Origin of the sequence: Faecalibacterium prausnitzii, assembly GCF_049532945.1 — a bacterium.
Taxonomy (GTDB): domain Bacteria; phylum Bacillota; class Clostridia; order Oscillospirales; family Ruminococcaceae; genus Faecalibacterium; species Faecalibacterium prausnitzii_N.
Map to the genome: position 1 here is coordinate 1,547,517 of NZ_CP186691.1, position 25,642 is coordinate 1,573,158.

Sequence of the window (25,642 nt, forward strand, 5' to 3'; positions counted from 1 at the left end):
GGAAAATGGCCCAAAACGGAGCCTGTGGGTTTGACGGGTTTTCTGCTTTGGTGTATCATATAACTGTATGATGAACTCCCCCTGCCGGGCGGTCTCCGCCCAGATTTCAATAGATGAGGTGTAAGAATGTCCCTAGCTGAAAAGATCTTCGGTACCTTCTCGGACCGGGAGCTGAAAAAGATCAACCCGATCACCAAAAAGGTGCTGGCCCTGGAACCCAAATACCAGGCACTGTCCGATGCCGACCTGCAGGCCCAGACCCCCGCACTGAAGGCGCGTCTGGCCGGCGGCGAGACGCTGGACGATATCCTGCCCGATGCCTTTGCCGTCTGCCGCGAGGCCGCATGGCGCGTGCTGGGCATGAAGCACTTCCCTGTGCAGGTCATCGGCGGCATTGCCCTGCACCGCGGCGATATTTCCGAGATGCAGACCGGTGAAGGCAAGACTCTTGTGGCTACCCTGCCCGCCTACCTGAATGCCCTAACCGGTGAGGGCGTGCATGTTGTCACCGTCAACGATTACCTTGCCAAGCGCGACAGCGAGTGGATGGGCAAGCTCTACCGCTGGCTGGGCCTTTCTGTCGGCCTGATCGCACAGGGCATGGACGGCGATGCACGCCGCGCCGCCTATGCTGCCGACATCACCTACGGTACCAACAACGAGTTCGGCTTCGACTACCTGCGCGACAACATGGTGACCTATAAGGCCAACATGGTGCAGCGCGGCCACGCCTATGCCATCGTCGATGAAGTGGACTCCATCCTGATCGATGAAGCCCGCACGCCCCTGATCATTTCCGGCCGCGGCGAGGATTCTTCCAGCCTGTACACACAGGTGGACCGCTTTGTGCGCACCCTGCGCAAGAGCGTGGTGGTAGAGCTGGAGGATAAAGTCTCTACCGACGAGCAGACCGACGGTGATTACGTCGTGGACGAAAAGCACAAGACCTGTACCCTGACTGCCAGCGGCATCAAGAAAGCGGAAGCCTACTTCAAGGTCGAAAACCTTGCCGCCGCCGAGAACATGACCCTTGCCCATCACATCGATCAGGCCATCAAGGCTTACGGCGTGATGCAGCGGGACATCGATTACGTGGTCAAGGATGGTCAGGTCATCATCGTGGACGAATTCACCGGCCGTCTGATGATCGGCCGCCGCTACAACGAAGGCCTGCATCAGGCCATCGAAGCCAAGGAGGGCGTGAAGATCGCCGCCGAGAGTAAAACGCTGGCTACCATCACCTTCCAGAACTACTTCCGCATGTACAAAAAGCTGTCCGGTATGACCGGTACCGCCAAGACAGAAGCCACCGAGTTCACCGAGATCTACGGCCTGAACATCGTTACGGTGCCCACCAACCGCCCCCGTCAGCGCATCGATTATCCGGATGCCATCTACAAGACGGTCAACGGCAAATACAATGCCGTTATCCAGCAGGTGCTGGAATGCCACCAGAAGGGCCAGCCCGTGCTGGTGGGTACGGTCAGCGTGGAAAAGAGTGAGACCCTTGCCAAGATGCTGCAGAAATACACCCGCGACTTCAACGTGCTGAACGCAAAGAACCACGAGCGTGAAGCCGAGATCGTGGCGCAGGCCGGCAAAAAGGGTGCCATTACCATTGCCACCAACATGGCAGGCCGTGGTACCGATATCATGCTGGGCGGCAACGCCGAGTTCATGGCCAAGGCCCAGATGCGCAAGGAACACTTCTGTGAAAACCTGCTGAACCCGGAAAAGCCCGAGGATGCCGACCCGGCTGCAGTGGAAATGCTGCTGACCGAAGCCAACGGCCACGGCGATACCGAGGATGCCAACATCCTTGCTGCCCGCAAGCGCTTCGATGATCTGTACGCCCAGTGCAAGCCCCAGATCGATGCCGAAGCTGAGCAGGTGCGCGCTGCAGGCGGCCTGTTCATCATCGGCACCGAACGCCACGAGAGCCGCCGCATCGACAACCAGCTGCGCGGCCGTGCCGGCCGTCAGGGCGACCCGGGTGCTTCCCGCTTCTACCTGAGCTTGGAAGATGACCTGATGCGCCTGTTCGGCGGCGACCGCGTCTCCAGCCTGATGGATACCCTCAAGATCGATGAGGACACTCCCATCGAGAACCGCATGATCACCAACACGCTGGAAAGCGCCCAGAAAAAGCTGGAAGGTCGCAACTTCGAGATCCGCAAGAACGTGCTGAAGTACGACGACGTGATGAACCAGCAGCGCGAGATCATCTATGGTCAGCGCCGCAAGGTGCTGGATGGCGAGGATATCAGCACCGAAATGCACAAGATGCTGCGCGAGAACATCGATTCCAGCTGCGACCAGTTCCTGGCCGGTGATGTGAAGGACGACTGGGACTTTGGTGCCCTGCGCCGCCACTATCTGGGCTGGCTGACCACCGACGCCGACTTCCACTATACTGTGGCAGATTACGACAGCCTCTCGGTCCAGGGCATCGCCGATCTGCTGTACGACCGCGGGATGGACATCCTGAACGACAAGGAACAGCGCTACGGCCCGCAGCTGATGCGTGAGCTGGAGCGCATCTGCCTGCTCAAGTGCGTGGACCGCATGTGGATGGACCACATCGACAACATGGACCAGCTGCGTCAGGGCATTGCGCTGCGCGGCTACGGCCAGAAGGACCCCGTTGTGGAGTACCGCATCGAGGGCTTTGACATGTTCGACCAGATGGTGGATTCCATCCGTGAGTCCAGTGTGAAGATGCTGCTGACCATCGAGATCCGTCAGGCCGGTGCTGCCCCCAAGCGTGAGCAGGTGGCAAAGCCCACCGGCGAAGGCTTTGTGCCCGGCAACGGTGCACCCGGTGCCAAGGGTGCACCCCACGGCCAGCCTGTGCGTGTCATCAAAATTGGCCGCAACGACCCCTGCCCCTGCGGCAGCGGCCTGAAGTGGAAAAAGTGCACCTGCGCCAAGTACCACCCCAATGGTTCCGACGGCGGGGAGCAGTGAACTGTAAAAGAAAATCGCGACTGTTTTTAGTTGCAATTCTCTCCGATCGTGGTATACTATAAGCAGGGAGTGAGTGTACAATGGGTCAGAAGGAAAAGCTGATCGAACGCCTGAAATCGAAACCGAAGACCTTCACATTTGATGATGCGGAAAGCCTGCTGCGGTATTTCGCCTATGAGCGCTCCAACAAAGGCCGAACCAGCGGGTCCCGGATTATGTTCGTATCTGAGGAACATCCGCCCATCATGATGCACCGACCCCACCCCAGAAAAGAGCTGCTGGAATATCAGGTGAAGCAGCTCATCCAGATTTTGGAACAGGAGGGACTTCTATGAATAACACGATGGAATACAAAGGCTATGTGGGAAGCGTGGAATTCTCGGAAGAAGACGGCCTCTTTTACGGAAAAGTCATGGGCATCCGTGCGCTGCTCTCCTATGAGGGGACCACGGCGGCGGAGCTGGTCTGCGATTTCCACAATGCCGTCGATGATTACCTGACTCTGTGCGAAGAGACCCACAAGGAACCGGAGCGGGCGTATAAGGGCAGCTTCAATGTCCGCATCTCGCCGGAGCTGCACAAGCAAGCCGTGATCTTTGCTGCGGCACACAACATGAGCCTGAACAGCTTTGTGGAAAATTCCATTCAACAGGCTGTGCACACAAGATAAAAAAGGGAGCTGATTTGAAATGATGGACCCGAAGGAACTGATGGCAGAAGCCGCCGTGCTGGAACCCCAGCTGCAAAACTGGCGGCGCACCCTGCACCGCCACCCGGAGGTAGGCTTTGACCTGCCCGAGACAAAAGCGCTGGTCAAAAAAGCCCTGACCGAGATGGGCTACACCCCGCAGGACTGCGGCAAGTGCGGCGTACTCGCGCTAGCGGGCGGCAAGCGCCCCGGCAAGACCATCCTGCTGCGCGGTGACATGGATGCTTTGCCCCTTCAGGAGGAATCCGGCGAAGAATTTGCTTCCGAGGTGCCGGGCAAGATGCACGGCTGCGGCCACGATATGCACACCGCCATGATGCTGGGTGCGGCAAAGCTGCTCAAAGAACACGAGGACGAGATCGAGGGCACCATCAAGCTGGAATTCCAGCCTGCAGAGGAGATCTTTCAGGGTTCGCTGGACATGCTGAAAAACGGCCTGCTGGAAAACCCGAAGGTGGACGCCGCGGTCATGTTCCATGTTCTGGCCGGGATGCCTCTGCCCGTGGGCACCGTGCTGGTGCCGGGCGGCGGCATCACCATGGCAAGCTGTGAGCAGTACCACATCACCGTACACGGCAAGGGCGGCCATGGCTCCATGCCCAACGCCTGCATCGACCCCATCACCGCAGCGGCCCACATCCACATTGCCCTGCAGGAGATCAACAGCCGTGAGCTGGACCCGCACAGCTTCGGCGTCTTTACGACCGGCCGCTTTCAGGCAGGTGCCGCCTCCAACGTCATCCCCGACACGGCGGAGATGTGGGGCACCATCCGCACCATCGACCCCGAAAACAAGGTCGGTGAGCTGATCCACCAGCGCATGACCGAGATCGCGCAGGGCGTGGCGGCAGCCTATCGCTGCACTGCTGATGTGGAGTTCAGCGACCACTGCCCCTGCATGGTGGTGGACCACGCCCTCGCCGGAAACGCAATGACCTATATGACCGAGCTTGTGGGTCAGGGCGCAATGGATATGTCCAAGCTCACCGGCGGCAAGCCCGGCGGCGGCAGCGAGGACTTTGCCTTTGTCAGTCATGAAGTGCCTACCGTGAGCATGTTTCTCTCCGCAGGCAACGCCAAGGAGGGCTATGTTTACGGCCAGCACCATCCGAAGGTCAAGTTCGATGACAGCATCCTCTATGAGGGCAGCGCGGCCTACAGCTGGTTCGCCCTGCGCTGGCTGAGCGAGAACAAATAACTCATTATCACACAAAAAACAAAAACCAGAGTTGCAAGGCAGACCTGCCAAACAACTCTGGTTTTCTTATTGGAGCATGTTGCGCTAAATTCTTTTTGTGAGCGAGTGCGGCAAACTGGAATTTTCAAATTAGTCTTTGCAAATAACCTTTGAACCTTCACCATCAATTACAATTCCCTGACGGTTGTTAATTGGGCATAGATTCAAATCCGAAAACTCAGTCATTATTTTCTCGGTAACTTTCTTAAATGGTGCTGTAAGATAATGCGGAAGAACATAGAAATCAATCAAATCAAGCCCTGCATCATCTTCTTGTGAGTAGTCCTCCGGCTTTTCATCCATTTGCTCGATATATTGGATGCTTGGAGCGCATATAATCGCACCTGCCGATTCACCAATCATAAGTTTTCCCTTTGCCAATTCTTTCTTCAACAGCTCATCCGTTCCCGTTTTACGGAGCTGGTCTATAAGGAAAAAAGAATTTCCGCCGGTAAAATATATCACATCCGCATCTTCAAAAACAGACTGTATCGTTGAATAAGCCTCCGTTGAAATATCAATTTCAGTTACGATTGCTCCCAACTTTTTGAATAATTTTCGAGCCGAGCCGACATAACCGGTGTAGCCTTCACGCAGCGAAGCTGTTGGAATAAATGCGACTTTTTTATTTTCAATTTCTTCCTTTATCAGACTTCCTACACTTGAAAAGTGCGAACATAAAAACAGTTTCATCAATATTCTCCTTTTATATATAAATTCCGATTTGTTGAACTGAGTATAGCATACTTTCAATCAAAAAACACCCCCAATACAAAAAGAACCCCATGCCAACACCATCCGGTGGAGACATGGGGTTCTTTTTGGTAAAGGCCGAGCAACAAAACGAAGCCTTTTTAGAAGCAATGCCGGGCCTGCTGCTCGATCAGCAGGCGGATGCTTTTTTCGCTTATTCGGAGACGAAGACCTTGCGCAGGGCGGCTTTGGTCTCGATGATCTTCACCAGCAGCACACCCAGAACGGTGCAGCTGATGAGCTCGCCGATACCTACGGAGATGCCGTTGGTGATGCAGGCCAGCCACAGCGGGGCCGAAGAAGACGGATCGGGGAAGAGGACGGCGATCTCAATGCCGATGATCACGGCATTGAACAGCACCGGCGGCAGGGAAGCCGCCACAGCCAGACCCTTGATGCGCACATTGCGCAGCTTGTAGGTGACAAGGCAGGCCAGCAGGGTGGCAAGGGTGCCAAAGATGACATCCACGATGGTGGAGCCCAGCAGGTTTGCCAAAAAGCAGCCCAGTACCACACCGGCAATGTACTCGGCACCGAACACCGGCAGCAGGCAGAGCGCCTCAGCCACACGCACCTGTACCGCACCATAGGAGAGCGGCTGCAGAGCCATGCAGAGAACAACATAAATGGCTGCGACCACAGCGCAGCGGGCCAGCTTGCGGACAGACGAATTCTGATTCATAATACAATACTCCGGCGGATGGAATTTTGACCATCCGGGGACCGCCAGCCCCTGTGGGTTTGGCCCGGCATGGTTCGAGACACGCCGGGGAGCCTAAAATCCTAAGTTGCTCTTTAAGGATACCGTGCGCAGGGACGCGCAACGAAATGCAGTATAGCATAAATTGGGACGGATTGCAACGGAAAATGCGGAAAATCAGCGGCAAGCCTGCACCTTTCTGCCGGAAGTGCAAAAAAGAAGCTGCCGGGATGCGGCAGCTTCGGGGGAACATCAGCCTCTGGGGTGGCCAACGTAGACCAGCGCGATGGTGTCGGGGCCGGTGTTGGCGGAAACGACACCGCCCAGCGGGAAGACGATGAGCGGGTCTTTGCCGAAGGCTTTGCGGCAGGCCCGGATGAGGTCGTCCTTCTGGGGGATGTTGGTGTGGCCGATCATATAATCAAAGTTCTCCACGCCTTCGCTGCGCTGTTTGCACAACTCCACCATGGCGGGCACCACCTTGTCATCGCCGCGTACCTTGGCTTCCACCTTGGTCTTGCCGTCGATCAGGGTGATGATGGGACGAATGCCCATCAGCTCGCCCATAACAGCAGCAGCGGCAGAGATGCGTCCGCTCTTTTTCATCTGCTTCAGGCTGTAGGGGCCCAGAACGATCTCCATGCAGTCCATCTGCTTTTCAAACTCCCGGATCACATGGCTGATCTCTGCACCGTTCTTCAGCTTGCGGGCCATTTCGCACAGATACCAACCGAACACCATGGAATAGGTGTGGGGGTCCAGCAGATGGATCTTCAAGTGGTGCTCCGGGCGCTCTTCCCGCAGCATCCCCTGTGCCATGAGGGCGTTATTGTAGGTGGAAGAGCCGGATTTGTTGATGGGTACATGAATGACATCCGTATAGCCTTCGTCCACGTACTGGCAGTATTTTTCGCAGAACTGGATGGGGGTGATGGCGGCAGTGGAGGGCACGCCCTTAGCGGCACGCATCTTATCGTAAAATTCGGTGTTGGTGCAGCTTTCACGCTCCACGTAGTCCACATTGTCCAGCAGGATGTGGAAGCTCATGATGTCGATGCCGTATTTTTCGGCCATCTCCTGCGGGATATCGCAGGAGGAATCGGTCAGGATCGCGATCTTGCTCATAATGTCCCTCATTTCCATTCGTAGTCTCGTAAGTGTCCGTGGTCCAAAAGCTCCGGAAAGTCCCACTGGCGCAGCACTTCATACACGCCCACGGCCACGCTGTTGGAAAGGTTCAGGCTGCGGCAGGTGTCGCGCATGGGCATTCGGATGCAGTGCTCCTGATTGGCGGCAAGCAAGGCTTCGGGCAGGCCGGCATCTTCGCGTCCGAACACGAGGTATGCACCGTCCGGGTAGCTCACATCGGTGTAGCGCTGCGGTGCCTTGGTGGTAAAATAGTAATAGGGGCCGCTGTTTTTGGCAAAGAACTCGTCCAGACTGTCGTAATAGCTGATGTCGAGGTAGTGCCAGTAATCCAGACCCGCATGCTTGAGCTTTTTATCATCGATGGCAAAGCCCATGGGGCCTACCAGATGCAGCCGACAGGCCGTGCAGGCACAGGTGCGGGCCACATTGCCGGTGTTCTGCGGGATGCGCGGCTCCACCAGAACGATGTTCAAGGTTGGCTTTTCGTTCATCGTCCGGCCTCCTCAGAACTCGCGCTGCGGGCAGAGCCGGGCAGCAGCGGCTCGAACCAGACGCCGAAGCGGGTGTCCTGGTCGGCAGGGGTCTTCTGGATGGCCAGTGAGACGAACTCGGCAGCGTTGTCGGCGGCGGCACTCAGGGCGTTGCCCTGCAGCAGCGAGCCGATGAGCACCGCACCGTACAGGTCGCCGGTGCCGGGAAAGCTGCGGCTGATGTGCAGCTTCCGGATGACGAAGCGGTCCCGGCCGGAACCGGCACAGCCGATGTATTTGCCCATGGGCAGCCCGGTGACGACGGCATTGGGGGCCAGTGCGGCCAGTTCATCGGCCAGCGCCTGGGCTGCGGCGTCGTCCAGCGGCCCGGCTGCGGCATCCTTTTGCAGCAGCAGTGCAGCCTCGGTGGCGTTGGGCAGGATGAGGTCTGCCCGGCGGGCCAGCTCCCGCATCCGGTCGATGAAGGCCGGGGTCACGGTGGAATAAGCATGGCCGTTGTCGCCCATCACAGGGTCCACGATCTTGCGGGCCGCAGGCCAGAGGGCAAAGGCTTTTTCGGCCAGTGCCACCTGATCCTCACCGCCCAGATAGCCGGTATAGATGCACGCAAAGTCCAGCCCCAGGTCGTGGTAATGCTCCAGCGCAGCCATGCCGTAGGCGGCACCGTCCATCCGGGCCGGGGTGCCGAAGCCCCCGGTGTGGGTGGAAAGCACCACCGTGGGCAGGGCCACCGGCTGCACGCCCATGACCGACAGCACCGGCAGGATCACTGCAAGGCTGCAGCGGCCCATGCCGGAAAGATCGTGGATGCAAAGGACTTTTTTGGGTTCAGTTGGTTTCAACAAAAATGTGGCCTCCTTCGCGCCATCAAGCGGGCCTGTATCAAACCCGGTGTATCAGCGTATGATACAGTATACCACATTTTGCGGGACAAAAAAAGCGTATAGTGTGTTCTTTTGACGGAAATACTACCCTCAGCGGCCAAAAATGCAGGGAACGAAAGGAGAAATTTTTATGAGAAATGAACACCGACAGAGCGCAGGCAGCGGCCTGCTGCTGGGCATGGCGGCAGGTGCGGCGCTGGGAGCCGCCAGCGTCGTGGCCATGAACCAGAACCCGCGTCAGGTCAAGCGGACCGCCCGCAAGCTGGCCAAAGGCGCAGAACACGCTGTGACCCAGCTGGATGAGATGGTCAGCGGCTTTGTGGAACGGAAGATGGACCTGTAACAACAAAAAAGGCGCTGCCGCACGGTTCGATGTGCGGCAGCACCTTTTGGGTCGGGCAGACGGTCACTTTTTGTTCCAGATGCACATGCGGGCCGAGGTGTTGATCTCGCCCAGCACGCTCAGATCCATCTGAATGTTGCAGGTAACGGTGAGTGCCTTGTTCACATCGCTGCCGGTCAGCACCGAGGCGGGCATGTTCTTGATGGTGAGGGAGGCGGTGCTCTTTTCAAAGTCGCCGGTCAGGGTGCCGTCGTAGGTCACATCACCAATGGTCAGGCCGGACAGACAGCCGGTGACACCCATCTTGCTTACCTGCTGGATGGGCAGGGTGAGCGTGTAGGTGCCGTTGGACTGGCGGGTGAGGGTGGCGGTGCGGTCGGCGTCGATGCCGGTGTTGGCCATGGATTCCTTATCGGATCTTTCTTTCCAGAATTTGACGCCCACCGTCTGGCTGGACGCAGCACCGGCACCTATGGCCAGTACACACAGCAGCACCAGCGAGAGCAGCGCTGCGCCGGAACGTTTCAGGAATGTCGTCATACTACAAATCGCCTTTCTTTCGCCGCAGAGGCGGCCCATGGACCGGCACAAAAAAATTTTCCACCGGTTTGTCACCGCTAAAATATCATAGACGAAGCAAAATGTCAACCCAAACAAAACAACCGCCTATCGGTCACGATAAGCGGCTGCTCTGCACGACTTCTCCGTCTCGCATGCGCTCGACAGTTCTCCTGGCAGGAGAGCCTTTGGCATCGCGCAGCGATGACGGAGAGGTTAATGCTTAAAGTTCAAAGTCGGGGTCGTCCTTCAGCACATGGATCTCGCTCATAAAGGGGCTCTGCTCCGGGTCGGCGAAGGGAGCTTCCTTGACGTACTTGTTCAGCTGGATGGCCGTGCGTGCAGGGTCGGCAATGGTGCCTGCGCCGCCGATGCAGCCGCCCGGGCAGCCCATGCCTTCCAGCAGGTAGCCGTTGTACTTGCCGGCCTTGGCCAGCATGAGCAGCTTCTTGCACTCGGCAAGGCCCTGTGCGGATGCGATCTTGACATCCATATCCGGGTGCCATTCCTTGATCTTATCGGCAACAGCCTTGGCAACGCCGCCGGACTGTGCAAAGCCACGGCCTGCTGCGGATGCAGCGTGCAGAGCTTCGGCCTCGTCCACTTCCAGCAGGCTGGTGTCCACATCCTTGGCCTCGATGATACCGGCCAGCTCTTCAAAGGTGAGCACGAAGTCCACATCGGAGCGGACGGTGCGGCGGGAAGCTTCCAGCTTCTTTGCGGCGCAGGGTCCAATGAAGCACATACGGGCCTCGGGGTCCTTCTGCTTCATCATGCGGGCGGTGAACACCATGGGGGTCATGGTCATGGAGATATTCTTGGCAAGATCCGGGAAAGCGGTCTTTGCCATCATGCTCCATGCCGGGCAGCAGGAAGTTGCCATGAAGTTGAGCTTCCCGGGCACTTCCTCCAGGAAGTCGTGTGCTTCGTCCACGGTGCACAGGTCGGCACCAATGGCAACCTCCACCACATCGTAGAAGCCGACGGCCTTCAGGGCGGCCTTGAGCTTGCCGGTGGAAGCCAGACCCGGGAACTGGTTGATGAAGGCGGGAGCTACCAGCGCATAGATGCGGTCGCCGCGGTTGAAGCCCTGGATCAGCTGATAGATCTGGCCCTTGTCGGCAATGGCACCGAAGGGGCAGTTGACCAGACACTGGCCGCAGGAAACGCACTTGCTGTAATCGATCTCGGCACGGCCCAGCTCATCGGAGTGGATGGCACCCATGCCGCAGGCTGCAGCGCAGGGACGCTCGGTCTTGACGATGGCGTTGTAGGGGCACACGCCGACGCAGCGGCCGCACTTGATGCACTTGTCCTGATCGATGATGGAACGGCCGCTCTCCCATGTGATGGCCTTCTTGGGGCACACTTCCATACAGGGGTGGGCAAGGCAGCCCTGACACAGGTCGGAGACCTTGACCAGCTTTTCCGGGCAGCGGTTGCAGGCAAACTTGATCACGTTCACCAGCGGGGGATCATAATACTTATCGGCGATGGATGCATCCTCCAGACCGGAGACGACGCTGTTGTGCTCGTCCATGCGGCGGGTGGGCAGGCCCATGGCCAGACGCACGCGCTCCTCAACGATGGCGCGCTCCAGGAAGATGTCCTTGCGCAGCTTGCCCTCCTCGCCGGGGATGATGGTGTAGGGAATCTTGCGCATCAGGTGGTTGGCCTGCTCGCCCTTGACGTTGGCGTAAGCCATGCGTGCCACCTCGGTGAACACCTGACGGCGGATCTGGATGACCGTGGTATTGATTCCTCTGAAACTCATTCCAAACTCTCCTTGTACAGATACAAAACATCCCGCAGCGGCGCGGCTTTGCAACGCACTCTGCGGCTTTCTCTCCTGCAGGCCTGCTGGTACTGCGCCGCTGCAATCGGCACACCGGCCCCAAGATTCCATCCTCATTTTAACACAAAGACGTCTGCCTGAAAAGAGCAAACGCCAAAATATGTTAAAGAATTCTCAAATGGCAAAGATGAAGGATATTCAACCGTGAAATTCAGCAAAGTGCTGCACGCACGCGCTCGCCGTCGTAGCTGCCCAGCCGGACGCGGACGATCTCGCCGCTTTTGCGGCCGGGGGCGGACACCACCACCGGAATGTACAGCCGGGTGTAGCCGGTGAACAGCGTCTCGCTGAGGGCCGTTTCGAGCAGAACCTCGTCCTCCATGCCCTCATACGTCGTGAGCACGTCCCGGCGGAGTTCTTCGGCAAGGGCGTTCATGGTGCGGCTGCGCTCCTGCTTTTCCCGCTCGTGTACCTGCTCCGGAAAATCGTAGGCCGGGGTGCCGCTGCGGCGGGAGTAGGGGAACACATGCACCTTGAGAAAGCCGATCTTCTTGAGGAATTCGCAGCTCTCTTCAAAATCGGCCTGCGTCTCGCCGGGGAAGCCACAGATGCAGTCGGTGGTAAAGCTGACCGGGCGCTCCCCGTAGGCGGCGCGTAGCTGGTCCACCACCTGTGCATACTGCTCGGCAGTGTAAACGCGGCGCATCCGGCGCAGGGTGGCAGTGCAGCCGCTCTGCAGGCTCAGGTGGAACTGCGGGCAGAGCTTTTCCACGGCGGCAAGGCGGGTGATGAACTCCGGCGTGAGCATATCCGGGTCCAGACTGCCCAGACGGATGCGCTGGATGCCCTCCACCTGAGCGCAGTGCTCCACCAGCTCCACAAGGTTGGTGCCGGTATCCAGACCATAGCTGGGCAGGGAGATGGCACTGAGCACCACCTCGCGGTAGCCGGAAGCCGCCAGCTGGCGCAGCTCGGCAAGGATGCTGGCTTCGTCGCGGCTGCGCACTGGGCCGCGGGCGCGGGGGATGACGCAGTAGGCGCACTGGCGGTTGCAGCCGTCCTCTACCTTGATAAAGGCACGGGTGTGGGTCTCGAACCGCTCCACGGGCAGCTCTTCAAATTTTTCGCCGCGCTGGTGGGGCGTGATGGCCACAATGCGCTCATGGCCGTCCAGCAGCTTGAGAACGTTATCTAAAATGGCCTTGCGGTCGCCGTTGCCGCAGACGAGGTCTGCTTCCAGAAAATTCGCGGCCTCTTCGGGGAAAGCCTGCGGGTAGCAGCCGGTAAGCACCGTGACCGCGCCGGGGTTCTCGCGCTTTTTGCGGCGCAGCCACTTGCGGCTTTTCTGGTCGCCAAAGTTGGTCACGGTGCAGCTGTTCACCACAAAGACGTCGGCCTCTTCGCCTTCCGGCACGATGGTGAAGCCGGCCCCCCGGAACATCTGTTCCAGCGCGCCGGTCTCATTCAGGTTGACCTTGCAGCCAAGGGTATAAAAACAAACTCGCATGAGGGGGTATCCTTTCTATGGGGAACAAAACCCTCTCAGTCTCGCTTCGCTCGCCAGCTCCCCCAAAGTGGGAGCCTTTGGCACACCGGGAAATCGGTGCTGTTCGCATGGGCCTGATTTGTCAGAACGCAGTGGGCCCTGTCCTCATTGCCAGCAGATGCTGGCCTCTGTCGCGGAGCCCGGACATGTTCGATCCAATAAAAAACCTGTTCGTTCAGCAGTTTCAAAACCGGCCTGCCAAGGGCTCTCCCTTCGGGAGAGCTGGCAAAGCCGACAGGCTTTGACTGAGAGGGTGAGTTCATTTGCAAATAACAGAAACCATCTAATTATAGCAGATTTTTCCCCGTGAGAAAAGAGCATCCCACCCGAATTTTTTGCATAGAATGCAACCAGAGAGTTTACTGCGGGGAGGTACGAGGAATGGAACGGAAAAATCTGGCCCTGCTCTGTGCGGGGGTGCTCTGTTTCTGGCTGTTTGCGCTGGCGTTCGGGTCGGCGCAGGGCGCGGGATTGCGGGCGGTGAAAACGGAAGCCCCGGCACAGGCCGCTGCGGCGGATGCCCCGGCTGCACAGACTGCCGCCCCGGCAGACAGCCTGTCGCTGCCCTGCCGCGCCGCCGTCCTCATCGAACCGGCGAGCGGCCGGGTGCTCTATGAAAAGAACGCCGACCAGCAGATGCCCATTGCATCCATTACCAAGGTAATGACCCTGCTGCTCACCTTTGAAGCCGTCCGCGATGGAAAACTCACGCTGGACACGCTGGTGCCGGTAAGTGAACACGCCTACCACATGGGCGGCAGTCAGATCTGGCTGGAGCCGGGGGAGCAGTTCACGCTGGACGAGATGCTGCGGGCCATCTGCGTTTCCTCTGCCAACGACGCTGCGGTGGCTGTGGCAGAGCTGGTGGGCGGCAGCGAGCCGGGCTTTGTGCAGATGATGAACGCCCGCGCCGCCGAACTGGGGCTGCAAAATACCTCGTTCCGGAACGCCTGCGGGCTGGACACCGAAGGGCATCTTTCCACCGCGCGGGATGTGGCGGCGCTGAGCTGTTATATCCTGAATACCTGCCCGGAGATCCTGCATTATACGGGGATCTGGACCGACAGCCTGCGCAACGGCCAGACCCAGCTTGTGAACACGAACAAGCTGCTCAAGCGATACAGCGGCATCACCGGGCTCAAGACCGGCACCACCGGCGGGGCAGGAGTCTGCATCTCGGCCAGCGCCACGCGGGATGGGCTGACCCTCATCGCGGTCATCCTGGGTGCGCCGTCCAGCGCCGAGCGGTTCCAGGCCGCGACGGCCCTGCTGGACTATGGGTTCGCAGCCTATGCGGCTGTTCCGGTGCCGCAGCTGCCGAACCGCCCGCTGGAGCTGACTGTGAAGGGAAGCACGGAACAGACGGTGCCGCTGGATTACAGCGCTCTGCCCCAGACCGTGCTGCTGGAAAAGGGGGCCGGGGCCGACCTGCGCACCGAACTGACCCTGCCCGAAACACTGGAAGCGCCCGTGGAGCGGGGGCAGACGGTGGGCACGGCCGCAGTTTATGCAGGCGAAACGCTGCTGGCCGAGGCCGAGGTGAAGTCTGCTGCGGATGCGCCGCGGCTGACCTTTGGCGGCGCAATGGAGCTGCTGTGGCAGAGCCTGCTGGGCGCATGAAGCGCAAAAGAAACACAACAGCGCCCAAAAGCGGTTCGCTTCGGCAAATCGGCTTTGGCGGGGCTGAACAAAAGATGTCGGGACGACCAAAAAAACACTATTAAAATTGTATGAAATCCAAGGATTTTGACCTTGACTTTGCCCGGAGGGAACGGTACACTTATACCAAGATATTTCCTCGCAGGGCAAAGGCCCGGCAAATCGTTTGGAGGTTATAATAAAATGAGCGTCGCACTGAACACAAAACACCTCTCCAGCTTTATCAGCGAAGAGGAATACAAGGCCATCTACCCCCAGGTGGAGGCCGCACACCGGCAGCTGGAAGCCAAGAATGGCCCGGGCAATGATTTCCTCGGCTGGATGTATCTGCCCCGTGATTATGATAAGAAAGAGTTCGCCCGCATCAAGGAAGCCGCCGCAAAGATCCGCGAGGATTCCGATGTGCTGGTGGTGGCCGGCATTGGCGGCAGCTATCTGGGCGCACGCGCTGTCATCGAGGCCGTCAAGGGCCAGTTCCACAACGAGCTGGAAAATGGCCCCAAGATCTACTTCTGTGGCAACAGCATCAGCCCCACCTACCTGAACAACATCATCAGCCTGTGCAAGGGCAAGCGCTTCTCCATCAACGTCATTTCCAAGTCCGGCACTACCACCGAGACTTCTCTGGCATTCCGCGTGCTGCGTGAACTGCTGGAAAAGGAGATGGGCGTGGAAGAAGCCAACAAGCGCATCTACGCCACCACCGACCGTGCCAAGGGCACCCTGAAGCAGCTGGCCGACGCACAGGGCTGGCCCACCTTCGTGGTCCCCGACGACGTGGGCGGCCGCTACTCCGTGCTGAGCGCTGTGGGCCTGCTGCCCATTGCTGCTGCCGGTATCAGCATCGACGACCTGATGAAGGGCGCTGCCGATTCCATGGAGCGCTTCTCCGTTCTGAGCAAGGACAACGACGCTTACAAGTATGCTGCCATCCGCAACATCCTGTACCGCAAGGGCAAGAGCGTTGAAATTCTGGAATGCTACGAGCCGGACTTCGCCCTGATGAACGAGTGGTACAAGCAGCTGTTCGGCGAGAGCGAGGGCAAGGACAACAAGGGCCTGTTCCCCGCAAGTTGCATCTTCTCCACTGATCTGCACTCCATGGGTCAGTTCATTCAGGAAGGCTCCCGCACCATGTTCGAGACCATCGTGGACGTGAAGAAGCCTGCACAGGATCTGTTCATCGACCCGCTGGAAGGCAACTTTGACGGCCTGAACTTCCTGGCAAACCAGAACATGAGCATTGTCAACCGCAAGGCCATGGAGGGTACCATCCTCGCCCACACCGACGGCGGCGTGCCCGAGGTGCTGATCGAGGTGGACGACCTGACCGCTTACAATGTGGGCTACCTGATCTACTTCTTCTGGCGTGCATGTGCCTGCAGCGGTTATCTGCTCAGCGTCAATCCCTTCAATCAGCCGGGCGTTGAGAGCTATAAAAAGAATATGTTTGCTCTGCTGGGCAAGCCGGGCTACGAAGGCCTGACCGCCGAGCTGGAAGCAAAGCTGAAGTAAATAAAAATGATCTCCCGCCGCAAGGCGTGGAAAATACAGGAGGACTGAACTATGATTAAACTGATTGTTGGTACCAAGGGCTCCGGCAAGACCAAGGCTATGATCGACCAGATCAATGATGCGGTCAAGACCTCCAAGGGCAACGTGGTCGTCGTTGAAAAGGGCATGAAGCTCACCTACGACATCGCTCCTGCTGCACGTCTGATCGACCTGGACGAGTACAAGATCTCCGGCGGCGAAATGCTGTACGGCTTTGTTGCCGGCCTGATGGCAAGCAACTACGATATCACCGACCTGTACATCGACGGCATCCTGAAGGTGCTGGATCATGACATCAACCGTCTGGGTGTTGTGCTGGACGAGATGGCAGCCATTGCAGGCGACAGCGTGAAGGTGACTGTTACCGTCAGCGCTGACGAGGCTGCACTGCCCCACGATGTGAAGAAGTACCTGTAATTCCGGAAAATCGGGATCTGAACCACTTTGAACAGGCAGAGAACCGGGAAATTTAAATTTTTTCGGTTTTCTGCCTGTTTTGGTGTTGACAAAGGGCTGCGTTGGCGCTATACTAACAAAGCAGCCTTTTAGAGGTGTACTATGCAATTTGACCTGAGAAAGTTTATCGCCACCGGCAGACAACCCTATCATGCAGAGTTTCAGTGTGATTTATCTGCACATGATTATGCCGGGGCAAGGATCCCGCAGCCGGTCACCGCTGTTTTTGAAGCGGAGACGGACGGCGACGAGGTCCGGATGACACTGCGGGCAAACGCATCGGTGCACGGAGAGTGCGCCCGCTGTCTGGACCCGGTCATTCGGGAGGAGACGGTCGATACGGAGTGGACGGTAAAGGAACGGGATCTGGATGACCCGGATTTTGACCTTCCGCTGGACGAAAAAGGACATCTGGATGTAGATGAATGGCTCAATCAGGAGTTTATGTTCCAGATTCCCACGGTGCTGCTTTGCAGTGCCGACTGCGCCGGGCTTTGCCCCGTGTGCGGCAAAAAGAAGGCGGAATGCACCTGCCAACCGGCAGAGCATGCCGAAGCTCCCGTAGACACAAGGCTCGCAATCCTTAAATCACTGCTGAACTGATAAACCCATCAAGGAGGTGCAAAAATATGGCAGTACCTAAGAGACATCTTTCCAAGGCCCGCCGCGACAAGCGTCGCAGCAATGTTTGGAAGCTGGAGGCCCCCGCACTGGTCAAGTGCAGCAACTGCGGCTCTCTGAAGCTCCCCCACCAGGCATGTGGCAACTGCGGTTACTACAAGGGCGAGGAAGTCATCAAGAAGGCCTAATTTGCGCGTAATTGGTGGCATAATGGTGTTATGTACAGAAGGGGAGGGCGCTGCCTTCCCCTTCTTGTTCTGTCTGAAAGGAGGTGGGTGCGGTGGCAATGAAAATCGCACGGGTGGAACCTGGCAGCGAAGCGGAAGTGCTGGGCCTTGGCCCGGGTGACGAGCTTTTGAGCGTGGACGAAAACGAGCTGAACGACAGTCTGGACTACGATTTCTACACCGACAGCAAAAGCTTCCACCTGAAAGCAAGGGTGGCAGACGGCATCCGCGAGTGGGATGTGCAGCGCACGGAGCGCGGTCCCTTTGGCTGCGATTTCCAGACCTATCTGGGCGATCAGAAGCACTCCTGCTCCAACCACTGCATGTTCTGCTTCATCGACCAGCTGCCCCCCGGTATGCGCGAGAGCCTTTACTTCAAAGACGATGACGAGCGGCTTTCCTTTTTGTTCGGCAACTATATCACCATGACGAACATGCAGGACCACGAGATCGACCGCATCATCAAGATGCACATTTCGCCCATCAACATTTCAGTGCACACCACGAACCCGCAGCTCCGTGTGCGGATGCTGGCCAACAAGCGCGGCGGCGAGGTGCTCAAGTATCTGCCCCGTCTGGTGGAGGGCGGCATCGCCGTCAACTGTCAGCTGGTGCTGTGCCGCGGCATCAACGACGGCGACGAGCTGCGCCGTACCCTCTCCGACCTTTTGGAGCTGACCCCTATGGTGCAGAGCATCGCTGCGGTGCCTTGCGGTGTGACGGACTACCGCGAGAAGCTGTTCAAGCAGACACCGTATGATGCAAAGACCAGCGCCGAAGTCATCGACATCATGGAAGAATTCGGCGATGAGTGCAAGCGCCGCCACGGCAAGCGCATCATTTATCCCAGTGATGAATGGTACCTCAAGGCAGGCAGGCCCATCCCGCCGGAAGAGTTCTACGAGGACTTCGACCAGCTGGAAAACGGCGTGGGCATGATGCGCCTGTATGCCTCGGAATTTCTGGCGGAGCTGGAAAAGCCCCACCGCATCTACGGCACCAAAAAGATGGACGTGGTCACGGGCGAAATGGCTTCGCCGCTCATCCGCCAGATGATGGCTGAGCTGCACCGCCAGTACCCCATGGTCGAGGTGACGGTGCACACCATCAAGAACAAATTCTTCGGCGGAAATGTGGGTGTGGCCGGGCTTGTAACGGCGACCGATATCATTGCTCAGTGCGAGGGCAAGCTGACCAGCGGCACGCTGGGCGTGCCCGCCGTGATGCTGCGGGAGGAAAAAGACACCTTTCTGGACGACATCACCACCGACCAGCTGGCCCAGCGCCTTGGCGTGAAGGTGGAGGTGCTGCCGACCTCTGGCGGCGACGAAGCCCGCGCCCTGCTGCGCAGCGGCCTGCACATTGCAAGGAGAAGAAGAGCATAAAAGAAAACCCTCTCCGTCATCGCTGCGCGATGCCACCTCTCCCGAAGGGCGAGGTTTTATGCATCTTTCGGCAGAAGTGATAAAAGCTCCCCCTTTCGGGGGAACTGGCGCGGCGTAAGCTGTGCCTGAGAGGGTTGTAAGAAAGGAGGAACCCCTATGAGCAAACCGATCGTAGCAGTGGTGGGCCGCCCTAACGTGGGCAAATCCACCCTGTTCAACAAGCTGTGCGGTCAGCGCCTTGCCATTGTGGAGGACACGCCGGGCATTACCCGTGACCGCATTTTTGCCAACTGCGAATGGAACGGCCATGACTTCCTGCTGGTGGACACCGGCGGTATTGAGCCCAAGGCTACCGAGGGCATTCTGGCCCACATGCGGGAGCAGGCCCAGATCGCCATTGACACTGCAGACTGCATCATCATGGTGGTGGACGTGCGCGACGGACTGACCGCCGCGGACGAGGATGTGGCCCACATGCTGCGCCGCAGCCACAAGCCCATTATTCTGGCCGTGAACAAGTGCGACAAGGTGGGCGATGCCCCCATGGAGATGTACGAGTTCTACAACCTCGGCTTTGACGAGGTGATGCCCATTTCGTCCGTGCACGGCCACGGCACCGGCGACCTGCTGGACGCTGTGTGCGCCCATCTGGACTTCAGCGAGACGGTGGTGGAAGAGGACCGCATCCCGGTTGCCATCATCGGCCGCCCGAATGTGGGCAAGTCCAGCCTGACCAACCGCATTCTGGGCGAGAACCGCATGATCGTGGCAAACGAGGCGGGCACCACCCGTGATGCCATTGACACCCCGGTGGACAACGCTTATGGCAAGTTCATCTTTACCGATACCGCCGGTCTGCGCAAGCGCAGCAACATCACCGACGGTCTGGAGCGTTATATGGTAGTGCGCGCACTGGCCGCTGTGGAGCGCAGCCGTGTGGCGCTGATCCTTGTGGATGCCACCGTCGGTTTTACCGAGCAGGACAGCAAGGTGGCCGGTTATGCCCACGATCAGGGCAAGGCGTGCATCATCGTCGTCAACAAGTGGGACGCGGTGGAAGGCAAGGAGACCAACACCATGGAGCTGCAGCGCCGCGATTATGCCGAGTGCTTCAGCTTTATGGGCTATGCTCCTATCATCTTCATCTCGGCTCAGACCGGCTACAACGTGAACAAGCTCATGCAGCTGATTCGCGATGTGGACAGCCAGAACGGTGCCCGCGTGCCCACCGGCGTACTGAACGAGATGCTGGCCCGCGCCACAGCCCGGATGCAGCCGCCCAGCGACAAGGGCCGCCGCCTGAAGATCTTCTATCTGACTCAGGCATCCACCCGCCCGCCCACGTTCGTGGCCTTTGTGAATTCGAAGCAGCTGTTCCATTTCAGCTACCAGCGGTATCTGATCAACCAGATCCGCGAGAACTTTGGTCTGGAACACACTCCCATCCGTCTGGTGATCCGCGAGCGCGGCTCCGGCTCGGTCGGTGCAAAAGATGTGTAAGGGGGCAGACTGTTGATGATGACGATCCTGATCGTCCTCGCTGCCGCGGCGCAGGCGTACCTGCTGGGCAGTGTGGATACCGGCATCCTCGTCAGTAAGTACCTCTACCACGATGACGTCCGCAACTACGGCAGCGGTGCGGCCGGCATGACCAACATGCTGCGCACCTTTGGCAAGAAAGCTGCCGCCATGACCGCGACAGGCGATGTGCTCAAGGGCGTGCTGGCCGTGTGCATCGGCCGGTGGCTGTTTGGCTTCCTGCCCGAAAACGCAGCCGTTTCGCCCTACCTCGGCGTTTATCTGACCGCCATCCTGGCCGTGGTCGGCCACCTGAAGCCTCTCTACTTTGGCTTCAAAGGCGGCAAGGGCGTGCTGGTGGCAGCTGGTGCCATTCTGGCCATCCAGCCGGTGCTGCTGCCGTTTCTGGCCATTATCTTTCTGGTGTGCCTGATTCCCACCGGCATGGTGTCGCTGGGCAGCATCGTCATGGCCGCGTCCTACCCGGTGCTGACCCTCCTCTACGGTCTGCTCAAGGGGCTGGCCGTGAGCGACCTTGTCGTCTGCGTGACCGGTGCGGCCATCATGGGCGGCATGGTGATCTATATGCACCGCGCCAATATCCAGCGCATCTGCGCAGGGCAGGAGTACCGCTTCGGCCGGAAACACAAAAAATAAAAAAACTTGAAAAAAGAAGTTGACAAATCTCTCCATTGCTGGTATAATAACTCACGTCGCAAGACACGAAACCAAACATCTGGGGGATTAGCTCAGCTGGGAGAGCGCTTGCATGGCATGCAAGAGGTCACCGGTTCGATCCCGGTATTCTCCACCAAAAAAGCACTGTACTTCGTAGGAAGTATGGTGCTTTTCTTTTTTCTGAAGTCGATTTTTGGGGCTGCATTGCTTCGCCTGCACGGTTTTCAGGATTTTGCAGGCAGTCAAGTTACGCCCCCGCGATTCCGCGCTATGCAACAAAAGAGAGGCATCTTCGTCTGGGTACAGCACAGACGGAAACGCCTCTCTTTTCGTTTTTTGGACGGTATTATTCGTAGTCAATGGGCAGGGTGGGCAGGCCGTTGAGCTCCAGCCCGGCGGTGTGCCCGGCGATGTACTGATAGTAGCCCTGGGCGGCGATCATAGCGCCGTTGTCACCGCAGAATTTCAGCTCCGGCAGATAAACTTTTGCACCCAGCTTCTGGGCACCGTCGTTCACCAGCTGGCGCAGCCGTCCGTTGGCGGCAACGCCGCCTGCCAGACACACCTGCTTTGCGCCGGTGTCCGCTGCGGCCAGCAGCAGCTTTTCGGCCAGAATGCCCGCAATGCGGTCCTGAAAGCTGGCGGCAAGGTCGGGCACATTCACTTCTTCGCCCTTCATCTGGGCCTTGTTCACCTCATTGAGCACGGCGGTTTTCAGGCCGGAAAAGCTTACGTTGTACTTGCCGTCCACATGGGGCACCGGCAGGCGGTAGGCCTTGGGGTTGCCGGTCTTGGCGGCATTGGCCACGCTGGGGCCGCCGGGGTAGGGCAGACCCAGCGTGCGGGCCACCTTGTCAAAGGCTTCACCGGCGGCATCGTCCACCGTGTGACCGAGGATGTGGTAATGGGTGTAGTCCTGCACCTCCACGATGTGGCTGTGGCCGCCGGATGCCACAAGGCAGAGGAAGGGCGGCTTCAGCTCCGGGTGGGTGAGGTACAGTGCGGCAATGTGTCCGCGCAGGTGGTGCACCGGCACCAAAGGCTTATTAGCCGAGTAGGCCAGACCCTTGGCAAAATTCACGCCCACCAGCACTGCACCGATCAGGCCCGGCGCAAAGGTGACGGCCACGGCATCCACATCGTCGATGGTCTTGCCTGCATCCAGCAGGGCTTTTTTGACCGTAGCACTGATAAATTCGCAGTGGCGGCGGCTGGCGATCTCCGGCACAACGCCGCCGTAAAGAGCCTGTTCTTTTACGCTGGTGGAAATGATGTTGCTCAGCAGGTGCCGGCCGTCCTCCACCAGAGCTGCGGCGGTCTCGTCGCAGGTGGATTCAATTCCCAAAATAATCATGTTTTAGTGGGCCTCCAGCCAGTTTTTGCCTGCGTGCACATCGGTGCTCAGGGGCACGGCATACTGCACGCAGCCTTCCATTTCCTCCCGCAGGATCTGCGCAGCCTTTTCGGCTTCAGCCTGCGGTGCTTCCACGATCAGTTCATCGTGGACGGTCAGGATCAGGCGGCTTTCCATCTTTTCGTCCCGCAGCCGCTTCCATACCCGCACCATGGCCAGCTTGATCACGTCGGCCGCAGTGCCCTGAATGGGGGTGTTGCGGGCCATGCGTTCGCCGCTGGAACGCACATTGAAGTTGCTGCTTGCCAGCTCCGGCAGAGCACGGCGGCGGCCGAACAGGGTGGATACATAGCCCACGGCCTTGGCATCGGCAATGGTCTTATCCATGTAGCCGCTCACCTTGGGGAACGCGGCCAGATAGTTCTTGAGGAAGGCATCTGCCTCCTTCACGGTCACGCCGATGTCCTTGGCAAGGCTGTAAGCGCCCTTGCCGTACATGATGCCAAAGTTGATGGCCTTGGCAGAAGAGCGCAGCCGGGAGGTGACTTCTTCCTGCGGGATGCCGTAAATTTTTGCGGCGGTGCTGCGGTGGATGTCCTCGCCGTTCAAAAACGCCTGCTGCATGTGCTCATCGCCGGTAATGTGGGCAAGGATGCGCAGCTCGATCTGGCTGTAGTCGGCATCCACCAGCACACAGCCCGGCTTTGCAATAAAGTAGGCGCGCAGCTGGCTGCCCAGCTCGGTGCGGATGGGGATGTTCTGCAGGTTGGGGTTATCGGACGAGAGCCGTCCGGTGCGGGCCTCGGTCTGGTTGAAGGTGGAGTGGATGCGGCCATCCTCGCCGATCACCTTCAAAAGGCCCTCCACGTAGGTGGAGTTCAGTTTCTGGTAGGCGCGGTACTGCAGAATGTCCTCCACCAGCGGGTAATCCCGCAGGCTTTCCAGTGTTTCGGCATCCGTGGACCAGCCGCGCTGGGTCTTTTTGCCGTGGGGCAGGCCCATGGTGTCAAACAGCATTTCGCCCAACTGCTTGGGGCTGTTGGGGTTGAAGCTGGCGCTGCCGGTCTCCATGTGGATGCGGGCCAGCACCTCCGAAAGTTCGCTGCGCATCCGCAGGCCGAACGCCTCAATGCCGTCCCGGTCCACCAGGATGCCGGTGCGGGTCATATCGGCCAGCACCTGTGCCAGCGGGAACTCGATCTCATTGTACAGCGCATCCTCGTCCCGCGCGGTGATCTCGGCCTTCATCCGGGCAAAGAGGTCGGCCAGCGAACCGGCATCGGGCCAGGCCTCACAGGTGAATGCGGCCTGTGCCTTGTAGCTTGTCAGCAGCTCGGAGACCTGATACTTGGAAGCGGATGCATCCAGCAGGTAGGCGGCAAGCTTGCCATCCCACACGATGCTGCTGCCCCAGCCGCCGTGGGCCATGGCCAGCGCGTAGAGCGGGGCGGAGTCGAAGACGTCCAGCGTCACGGCGGGGTCATCCAGCAGGCGGACCAGCGCGTCGTCCGACAGGGGATAGACGGTGGTGTCCTGCACGGCATACCAGGCTTCCGGCTGAAGCACGACGTTTTTCGTGCCCTGCTTGCCGGTCACTGCAGGGCGCGCGGCCAGCAGGTAATGCCCGGACGGCGTCAGGGGCAGGACGTCCACGCTGCCCTCCACGGCGGGCAGCGTCTCCGGGTCGGCTGCCGGGGCGACGCCGTCCAGCCCGAACCGGGGAATGAGGGAGTGGATCTCCAACTCCTGCAGGAGCTTCACGGCAGCGGCCTTGTTGCCCTCGCCCACCTTGTAAGCGCCCTCGGCCGTGTCGATGGGGGCATCGGTGCGGATGGTGCCCAGCAGATGGCTCAGCTCGGCATCGGCCTTGCATTCCAGCAAATGTTCCCGCTGTTTGGGCTTGATGAGCTTATCGTCGATATTGGCATACACGTTTTCCAGTGTGCCGAACTTCTGCACCAGCGCGAGAGCGGTCTTTTCGCCGATGCCCCGCACACCGGGGATGTTGTCGGACGTGTCGCCCATCAGGCTCTTCACCTCAATGAGCTGTCTGGGCTGGATGCCGTATTTTTCCTGAATGGCGTCCACGTCCATCGTCACCGTCTTGCTGCGTCCCATGACAGTGGCGGCAAGCAGCACAGTGGTGGTGTCACTGACCAGCTGCAGGCTGTCCCGGTCTCCCGTAGCAAGGAAGCAGTCGTCCCTCCGGGCGGCGCAGGCAGCGGCCAGCGTGCCAAGGATGTCGTCGGCCTCCCAGCCCTCGGCCGTCACTTCCCGGTAGCCGAGGTCTGCCAGAAGTTCCTTGAGCACCGGCATCTGCTGGGCCAGCTCTTCGGGCATGCCATGGCGGGTGGCCTTGTAGCCATCGTACATTTTGTGGCGGAAGGTGGGAGCCTTCAGGTCAAAGGCAACAGCCACCTCGTCGGGTTCGCACTCCTTAAGCAGGGAGAGCAGGATATTCAGAAAGCCATAGATGGCGTTGGTGTATCGTCCGTCCTTGGTGGTCAGCAGCTTGATGCCAAAAAAAGCACGGTTGGCAATGCTGTTGCCGTCAATGACCAGTAAACGCATAGGCTTTGATCCTCCGTAACATAATTTCACATCTTATAGTATAGCACAAAGCGGAGGATATCGGAGGATTTTTTGAAAATTTTTGATGTAGAACTCCCTTCGTCATCGCTTGCGCGATGCCACCTCCCTCTAAGAGGGAGGCATTTGCAGCAGACCGCCACGCGAAGGCCCCCTCACTGAGGGGGCTGGCACAGCGCAGTCGTGACTGGGGGAGTTTTCGCCTCACGCCTCGATGCGGATCGCGCTTACCGGGCAGGCGTTGGCTGCGTCCACAGCCTGCGGCACTGCCTCGGCGGGGATCTCACCCAGAAGGGCCACGGCCAGGGTGCCCTCCATCGTGAATACCTCCGGGCAGAGCCCTGCACACTGGGTGCAGCCGATGCAGAGGTCTGGGTCAACGAATGCTTTCATGGAATGCTCCTCCTTCCAATTTGGGGTGCTGCTAGTTTTCCCGCCGGGGCGTGGAAATATCCCTATGCTTTTCGGT

Annotated in this window: 24 protein-coding genes, 1 tRNA gene and 1 riboswitch; of the genes, 14 read left to right on the forward strand and 11 right to left on the reverse strand. The window is 58.9% G+C overall.

The annotated features are described in order from the left end of the window. Window positions 1-126: 126 nt before the first annotated feature. The 4 genes from secA (at window position 127) to ACNQFG_RS07745 (ending at window position 4,874) form a co-directional block, all read left to right on the forward strand. On the forward strand, window positions 127-2,967 hold the full coding sequence (gene secA, locus ACNQFG_RS07730) for a preprotein translocase subunit SecA (protein WP_423406521.1): 2,841 nt from the start codon (window positions 127-129) through the stop codon (window positions 2,965-2,967). Between the two features lie 80 nt (window positions 2,968-3,047). Beyond that, window positions 3,048-3,302, forward strand: a complete 255-nt coding sequence (locus ACNQFG_RS07735) for a type II toxin-antitoxin system HicA family toxin (RefSeq protein WP_097792708.1) — start codon at window positions 3,048-3,050, stop codon at window positions 3,300-3,302. Next, the gene (locus ACNQFG_RS07740; protein ID WP_097792707.1) at window positions 3,299-3,637 is read left to right on the forward strand and encodes a type II toxin-antitoxin system HicB family antitoxin; all 339 of its coding nucleotides are present in this window, start codon (window positions 3,299-3,301) and stop codon (window positions 3,635-3,637) included. The genes ACNQFG_RS07735 and ACNQFG_RS07740 overlap by 4 nt, the downstream gene beginning before the upstream one ends. A gap of 22 nt (window positions 3,638-3,659) precedes the next feature. Further along, the gene (locus ACNQFG_RS07745; protein ID WP_423406566.1) at window positions 3,660-4,874 is read left to right on the forward strand and encodes a M20 metallopeptidase family protein; all 1,215 of its coding nucleotides are present in this window, start codon (window positions 3,660-3,662) and stop codon (window positions 4,872-4,874) included. A gap of 129 nt (window positions 4,875-5,003) precedes the next feature. Here the strand turns inward: ACNQFG_RS07745 and ACNQFG_RS07750 are convergent, their stop codons facing one another. The 5 genes from ACNQFG_RS07750 to ACNQFG_RS07770 form a co-directional block, all read right to left on the reverse strand. Further along, complete coding sequence (locus ACNQFG_RS07750) at window positions 5,004-5,606, reverse strand: Type 1 glutamine amidotransferase-like domain-containing protein (RefSeq protein ID WP_015563755.1); 603 nt, start codon at window positions 5,604-5,606, stop codon at window positions 5,004-5,006. A gap of 214 nt (window positions 5,607-5,820) precedes the next feature. Next, complete coding sequence (locus ACNQFG_RS07755) at window positions 5,821-6,348, reverse strand: QueT transporter family protein (RefSeq protein WP_423406522.1); 528 nt, start codon at window positions 6,346-6,348, stop codon at window positions 5,821-5,823. Window positions 6,349-6,357: 9 nt separating this feature from the next. Beyond that, window positions 6,358-6,460: riboswitch (PreQ1-III riboswitch) on the reverse strand. A 158-nt stretch (window positions 6,461-6,618) separates the two neighbouring features. After that, window positions 6,619-7,509, reverse strand: a complete 891-nt coding sequence (locus ACNQFG_RS07760) for a DegV family protein (protein WP_423406523.1) — start codon at window positions 7,507-7,509, stop codon at window positions 6,619-6,621. Then, window positions 7,500-8,006: a tRNA (cytidine(34)-2'-O)-methyltransferase gene (locus tag ACNQFG_RS07765; RefSeq protein WP_005944287.1), complete on the reverse strand. Its 507-nt coding sequence runs from the start codon at window positions 8,004-8,006 to the stop codon at window positions 7,500-7,502. The genes ACNQFG_RS07760 and ACNQFG_RS07765 overlap by 10 nt, the downstream gene beginning before the upstream one ends. Continuing rightward, window positions 8,003-8,851 carry a bifunctional hydroxymethylpyrimidine kinase/phosphomethylpyrimidine kinase gene (locus tag ACNQFG_RS07770; protein WP_423406524.1) on the reverse strand — a complete coding sequence of 283 codons (849 nt, stop codon included), beginning with the start codon at window positions 8,849-8,851 and terminating at the stop codon, window positions 8,003-8,005. Before ACNQFG_RS07770 ends, ACNQFG_RS07765 begins: the two co-directional genes overlap by 4 nt. A 169-nt stretch (window positions 8,852-9,020) precedes the next feature. Between ACNQFG_RS07770 and ACNQFG_RS07775 the strand changes: the two genes are divergently transcribed. Then, window positions 9,021-9,233 carry a hypothetical protein gene (locus ACNQFG_RS07775; protein WP_097792699.1) on the forward strand — a complete coding sequence of 71 codons (213 nt, stop codon included), beginning with the start codon at window positions 9,021-9,023 and terminating at the stop codon, window positions 9,231-9,233. A gap of 63 nt (window positions 9,234-9,296) precedes the next feature. Here the strand turns inward: ACNQFG_RS07775 and ACNQFG_RS07780 are convergent, their stop codons facing one another. The 3 genes from ACNQFG_RS07780 to mtaB form a co-directional block, all read right to left on the reverse strand. Next, on the reverse strand, window positions 9,297-9,773 hold the full coding sequence (locus ACNQFG_RS07780; RefSeq protein WP_423406525.1) for a pilin: 477 nt from the start codon (window positions 9,771-9,773) through the stop codon (window positions 9,297-9,299). Window positions 9,774-10,014: 241 nt separating this feature from the next. Next, the gene (locus ACNQFG_RS07785) at window positions 10,015-11,565 is read right to left on the reverse strand and encodes a 4Fe-4S dicluster domain-containing protein (RefSeq protein WP_005944276.1); all 1,551 of its coding nucleotides are present in this window, start codon (window positions 11,563-11,565) and stop codon (window positions 10,015-10,017) included. 232 nt (window positions 11,566-11,797) lie between these two features. Next, window positions 11,798-13,093, reverse strand: coding sequence for a tRNA (N(6)-L-threonylcarbamoyladenosine(37)-C(2))-methylthiotransferase MtaB (gene mtaB / locus ACNQFG_RS07790; protein ID WP_423406526.1), 1,296 nt, complete (start codon window positions 13,091-13,093; stop codon window positions 11,798-11,800). A 420-nt stretch (window positions 13,094-13,513) separates the two neighbouring features. Here mtaB and ACNQFG_RS07795 point away from each other — a divergent pair, with 420 nt between their 5' ends. The 9 genes from ACNQFG_RS07795 (at window position 13,514) to ACNQFG_RS07835 (ending at window position 21,366) form a co-directional block, all read left to right on the forward strand. After that, window positions 13,514-14,752 (forward strand): D-alanyl-D-alanine carboxypeptidase family protein, encoded by a 1,239-nt coding sequence (locus ACNQFG_RS07795; protein ID WP_423406527.1) that lies wholly within the window; start codon window positions 13,514-13,516, stop codon window positions 14,750-14,752. 222 nt (window positions 14,753-14,974) lie between these two features. Continuing rightward, on the forward strand, window positions 14,975-16,306 hold the full coding sequence (locus ACNQFG_RS07800; RefSeq protein ID WP_423404479.1) for a glucose-6-phosphate isomerase: 1,332 nt from the start codon (window positions 14,975-14,977) through the stop codon (window positions 16,304-16,306). A 51-nt stretch (window positions 16,307-16,357) separates the two neighbouring features. Beyond that, complete coding sequence (locus ACNQFG_RS07805; RefSeq protein ID WP_005944262.1) at window positions 16,358-16,762, forward strand: hypothetical protein; 405 nt, start codon at window positions 16,358-16,360, stop codon at window positions 16,760-16,762. 141 nt (window positions 16,763-16,903) lie between these two features. Next, entirely contained in the window at window positions 16,904-17,404 is a 501-nt protein-coding gene (locus ACNQFG_RS07810; protein ID WP_097781644.1) for a YceD family protein, read from the forward strand. Between the two features lie 26 nt (window positions 17,405-17,430). Then, the gene (gene rpmF / locus ACNQFG_RS07815; RefSeq protein WP_005920250.1) at window positions 17,431-17,610 is read left to right on the forward strand and encodes a 50S ribosomal protein L32; all 180 of its coding nucleotides are present in this window, start codon (window positions 17,431-17,433) and stop codon (window positions 17,608-17,610) included. A 98-nt stretch (window positions 17,611-17,708) separates the two neighbouring features. Next, window positions 17,709-19,034, forward strand: a complete 1,326-nt coding sequence (locus ACNQFG_RS07820) for a DUF512 domain-containing protein (protein ID WP_005944258.1) — start codon at window positions 17,709-17,711, stop codon at window positions 19,032-19,034. A gap of 156 nt (window positions 19,035-19,190) precedes the next feature. Next, complete coding sequence (der, locus tag ACNQFG_RS07825; protein ID WP_423404480.1) at window positions 19,191-20,534, forward strand: ribosome biogenesis GTPase Der; 1,344 nt, start codon at window positions 19,191-19,193, stop codon at window positions 20,532-20,534. Window positions 20,535-20,549: 15 nt separating this feature from the next. Beyond that, window positions 20,550-21,209: a glycerol-3-phosphate 1-O-acyltransferase PlsY gene (gene plsY / locus ACNQFG_RS07830; RefSeq protein WP_423406567.1), complete on the forward strand. Its 660-nt coding sequence runs from the start codon at window positions 20,550-20,552 to the stop codon at window positions 21,207-21,209. Between the two features lie 81 nt (window positions 21,210-21,290). Further along, window positions 21,291-21,366: transfer RNA gene (locus ACNQFG_RS07835), tRNA-Ala, on the forward strand. A gap of 210 nt (window positions 21,367-21,576) precedes the next feature. On the opposite strand, the gene tsaD is transcribed toward ACNQFG_RS07835, so the two are convergent. The 3 genes from tsaD to ACNQFG_RS07850 all read right to left on the reverse strand — a co-directional run bounded on the left by tsaD (window position 21,577) and on the right by ACNQFG_RS07850 (window position 25,566). Beyond that, the gene (gene tsaD, locus ACNQFG_RS07840; protein ID WP_207699032.1) at window positions 21,577-22,584 is read right to left on the reverse strand and encodes a tRNA (adenosine(37)-N6)-threonylcarbamoyltransferase complex transferase subunit TsaD; all 1,008 of its coding nucleotides are present in this window, start codon (window positions 22,582-22,584) and stop codon (window positions 21,577-21,579) included. A 3-nt stretch (window positions 22,585-22,587) separates the two neighbouring features. Then, window positions 22,588-25,155, reverse strand: coding sequence for a DNA polymerase I (gene polA, locus ACNQFG_RS07845; protein ID WP_423404481.1), 2,568 nt, complete (start codon window positions 25,153-25,155; stop codon window positions 22,588-22,590). Window positions 25,156-25,377: 222 nt separating this feature from the next. After that, window positions 25,378-25,566, reverse strand: a complete 189-nt coding sequence (locus ACNQFG_RS07850; RefSeq protein ID WP_423404482.1) for a ferredoxin — start codon at window positions 25,564-25,566, stop codon at window positions 25,378-25,380. Window positions 25,567-25,642 lie beyond the last annotated feature (76 nt).

Excerpts from the sequence above, each read along its gene's own strand:
- ACNQFG_RS07850 (WP_423404482.1), bottom strand. The coding sequence starts at position 25,566 with ATGAAAGCATTCGTTGACCCAGACCTCTGCATCGGCTGCACCCAGTGT.
- plsY (WP_423406567.1), top strand. The coding sequence starts at position 20,550 with ATGATGACGATCCTGATCGTCCTCGCTGCCGCGGCGCAGGCGTACCTG.
- ACNQFG_RS07820 (WP_005944258.1), top strand. The coding sequence starts at position 17,709 with ATGAAAATCGCACGGGTGGAACCTGGCAGCGAAGCGGAAGTGCTGGGC.
- ACNQFG_RS07755 (WP_423406522.1), bottom strand. The coding sequence starts at position 6,348 with ATGAATCAGAATTCGTCTGTCCGCAAGCTGGCCCGCTGCGCTGTGGTC.
- ACNQFG_RS07810 (WP_097781644.1), top strand. The coding sequence starts at position 16,904 with ATGCAATTTGACCTGAGAAAGTTTATCGCCACCGGCAGACAACCCTAT.
- mtaB (WP_423406526.1), bottom strand. The coding sequence starts at position 13,093 with ATGCGAGTTTGTTTTTATACCCTTGGCTGCAAGGTCAACCTGAATGAG.
- ACNQFG_RS07780 (WP_423406525.1), bottom strand. The coding sequence starts at position 9,773 with ATGACGACATTCCTGAAACGTTCCGGCGCAGCGCTGCTCTCGCTGGTG.
- rpmF (WP_005920250.1), top strand. The coding sequence starts at position 17,431 with ATGGCAGTACCTAAGAGACATCTTTCCAAGGCCCGCCGCGACAAGCGT.
- secA (WP_423406521.1), top strand. The coding sequence starts at position 127 with ATGTCCCTAGCTGAAAAGATCTTCGGTACCTTCTCGGACCGGGAGCTG.
- ACNQFG_RS07740 (WP_097792707.1), top strand. The coding sequence starts at position 3,299 with ATGAATAACACGATGGAATACAAAGGCTATGTGGGAAGCGTGGAATTC.
- tsaD (WP_207699032.1), bottom strand. The coding sequence starts at position 22,584 with ATGATTATTTTGGGAATTGAATCCACCTGCGACGAGACCGCCGCAGCT.
- ACNQFG_RS07765 (WP_005944287.1), bottom strand. The coding sequence starts at position 8,006 with ATGAACGAAAAGCCAACCTTGAACATCGTTCTGGTGGAGCCGCGCATC.
- ACNQFG_RS07805 (WP_005944262.1), top strand. The coding sequence starts at position 16,358 with ATGATTAAACTGATTGTTGGTACCAAGGGCTCCGGCAAGACCAAGGCT.
- ACNQFG_RS07795 (WP_423406527.1), top strand. The coding sequence starts at position 13,514 with ATGGAACGGAAAAATCTGGCCCTGCTCTGTGCGGGGGTGCTCTGTTTC.
- ACNQFG_RS07785 (WP_005944276.1), bottom strand. The coding sequence starts at position 11,565 with ATGAGTTTCAGAGGAATCAATACCACGGTCATCCAGATCCGCCGTCAG.
- polA (WP_423404481.1), bottom strand. The coding sequence starts at position 25,155 with ATGCGTTTACTGGTCATTGACGGCAACAGCATTGCCAACCGTGCTTTT.
- ACNQFG_RS07750 (WP_015563755.1), bottom strand. The coding sequence starts at position 5,606 with ATGAAACTGTTTTTATGTTCGCACTTTTCAAGTGTAGGAAGTCTGATA.
- der (WP_423404480.1), top strand. The coding sequence starts at position 19,191 with ATGAGCAAACCGATCGTAGCAGTGGTGGGCCGCCCTAACGTGGGCAAA.
- ACNQFG_RS07760 (WP_423406523.1), bottom strand. The coding sequence starts at position 7,509 with ATGGAAATGAGGGACATTATGAGCAAGATCGCGATCCTGACCGATTCC.
- ACNQFG_RS07775 (WP_097792699.1), top strand. The coding sequence starts at position 9,021 with ATGAGAAATGAACACCGACAGAGCGCAGGCAGCGGCCTGCTGCTGGGC.
- ACNQFG_RS07745 (WP_423406566.1), top strand. The coding sequence starts at position 3,660 with ATGGACCCGAAGGAACTGATGGCAGAAGCCGCCGTGCTGGAACCCCAG.
- ACNQFG_RS07800 (WP_423404479.1), top strand. The coding sequence starts at position 14,975 with ATGAGCGTCGCACTGAACACAAAACACCTCTCCAGCTTTATCAGCGAA.
- ACNQFG_RS07735 (WP_097792708.1), top strand. The coding sequence starts at position 3,048 with ATGGGTCAGAAGGAAAAGCTGATCGAACGCCTGAAATCGAAACCGAAG.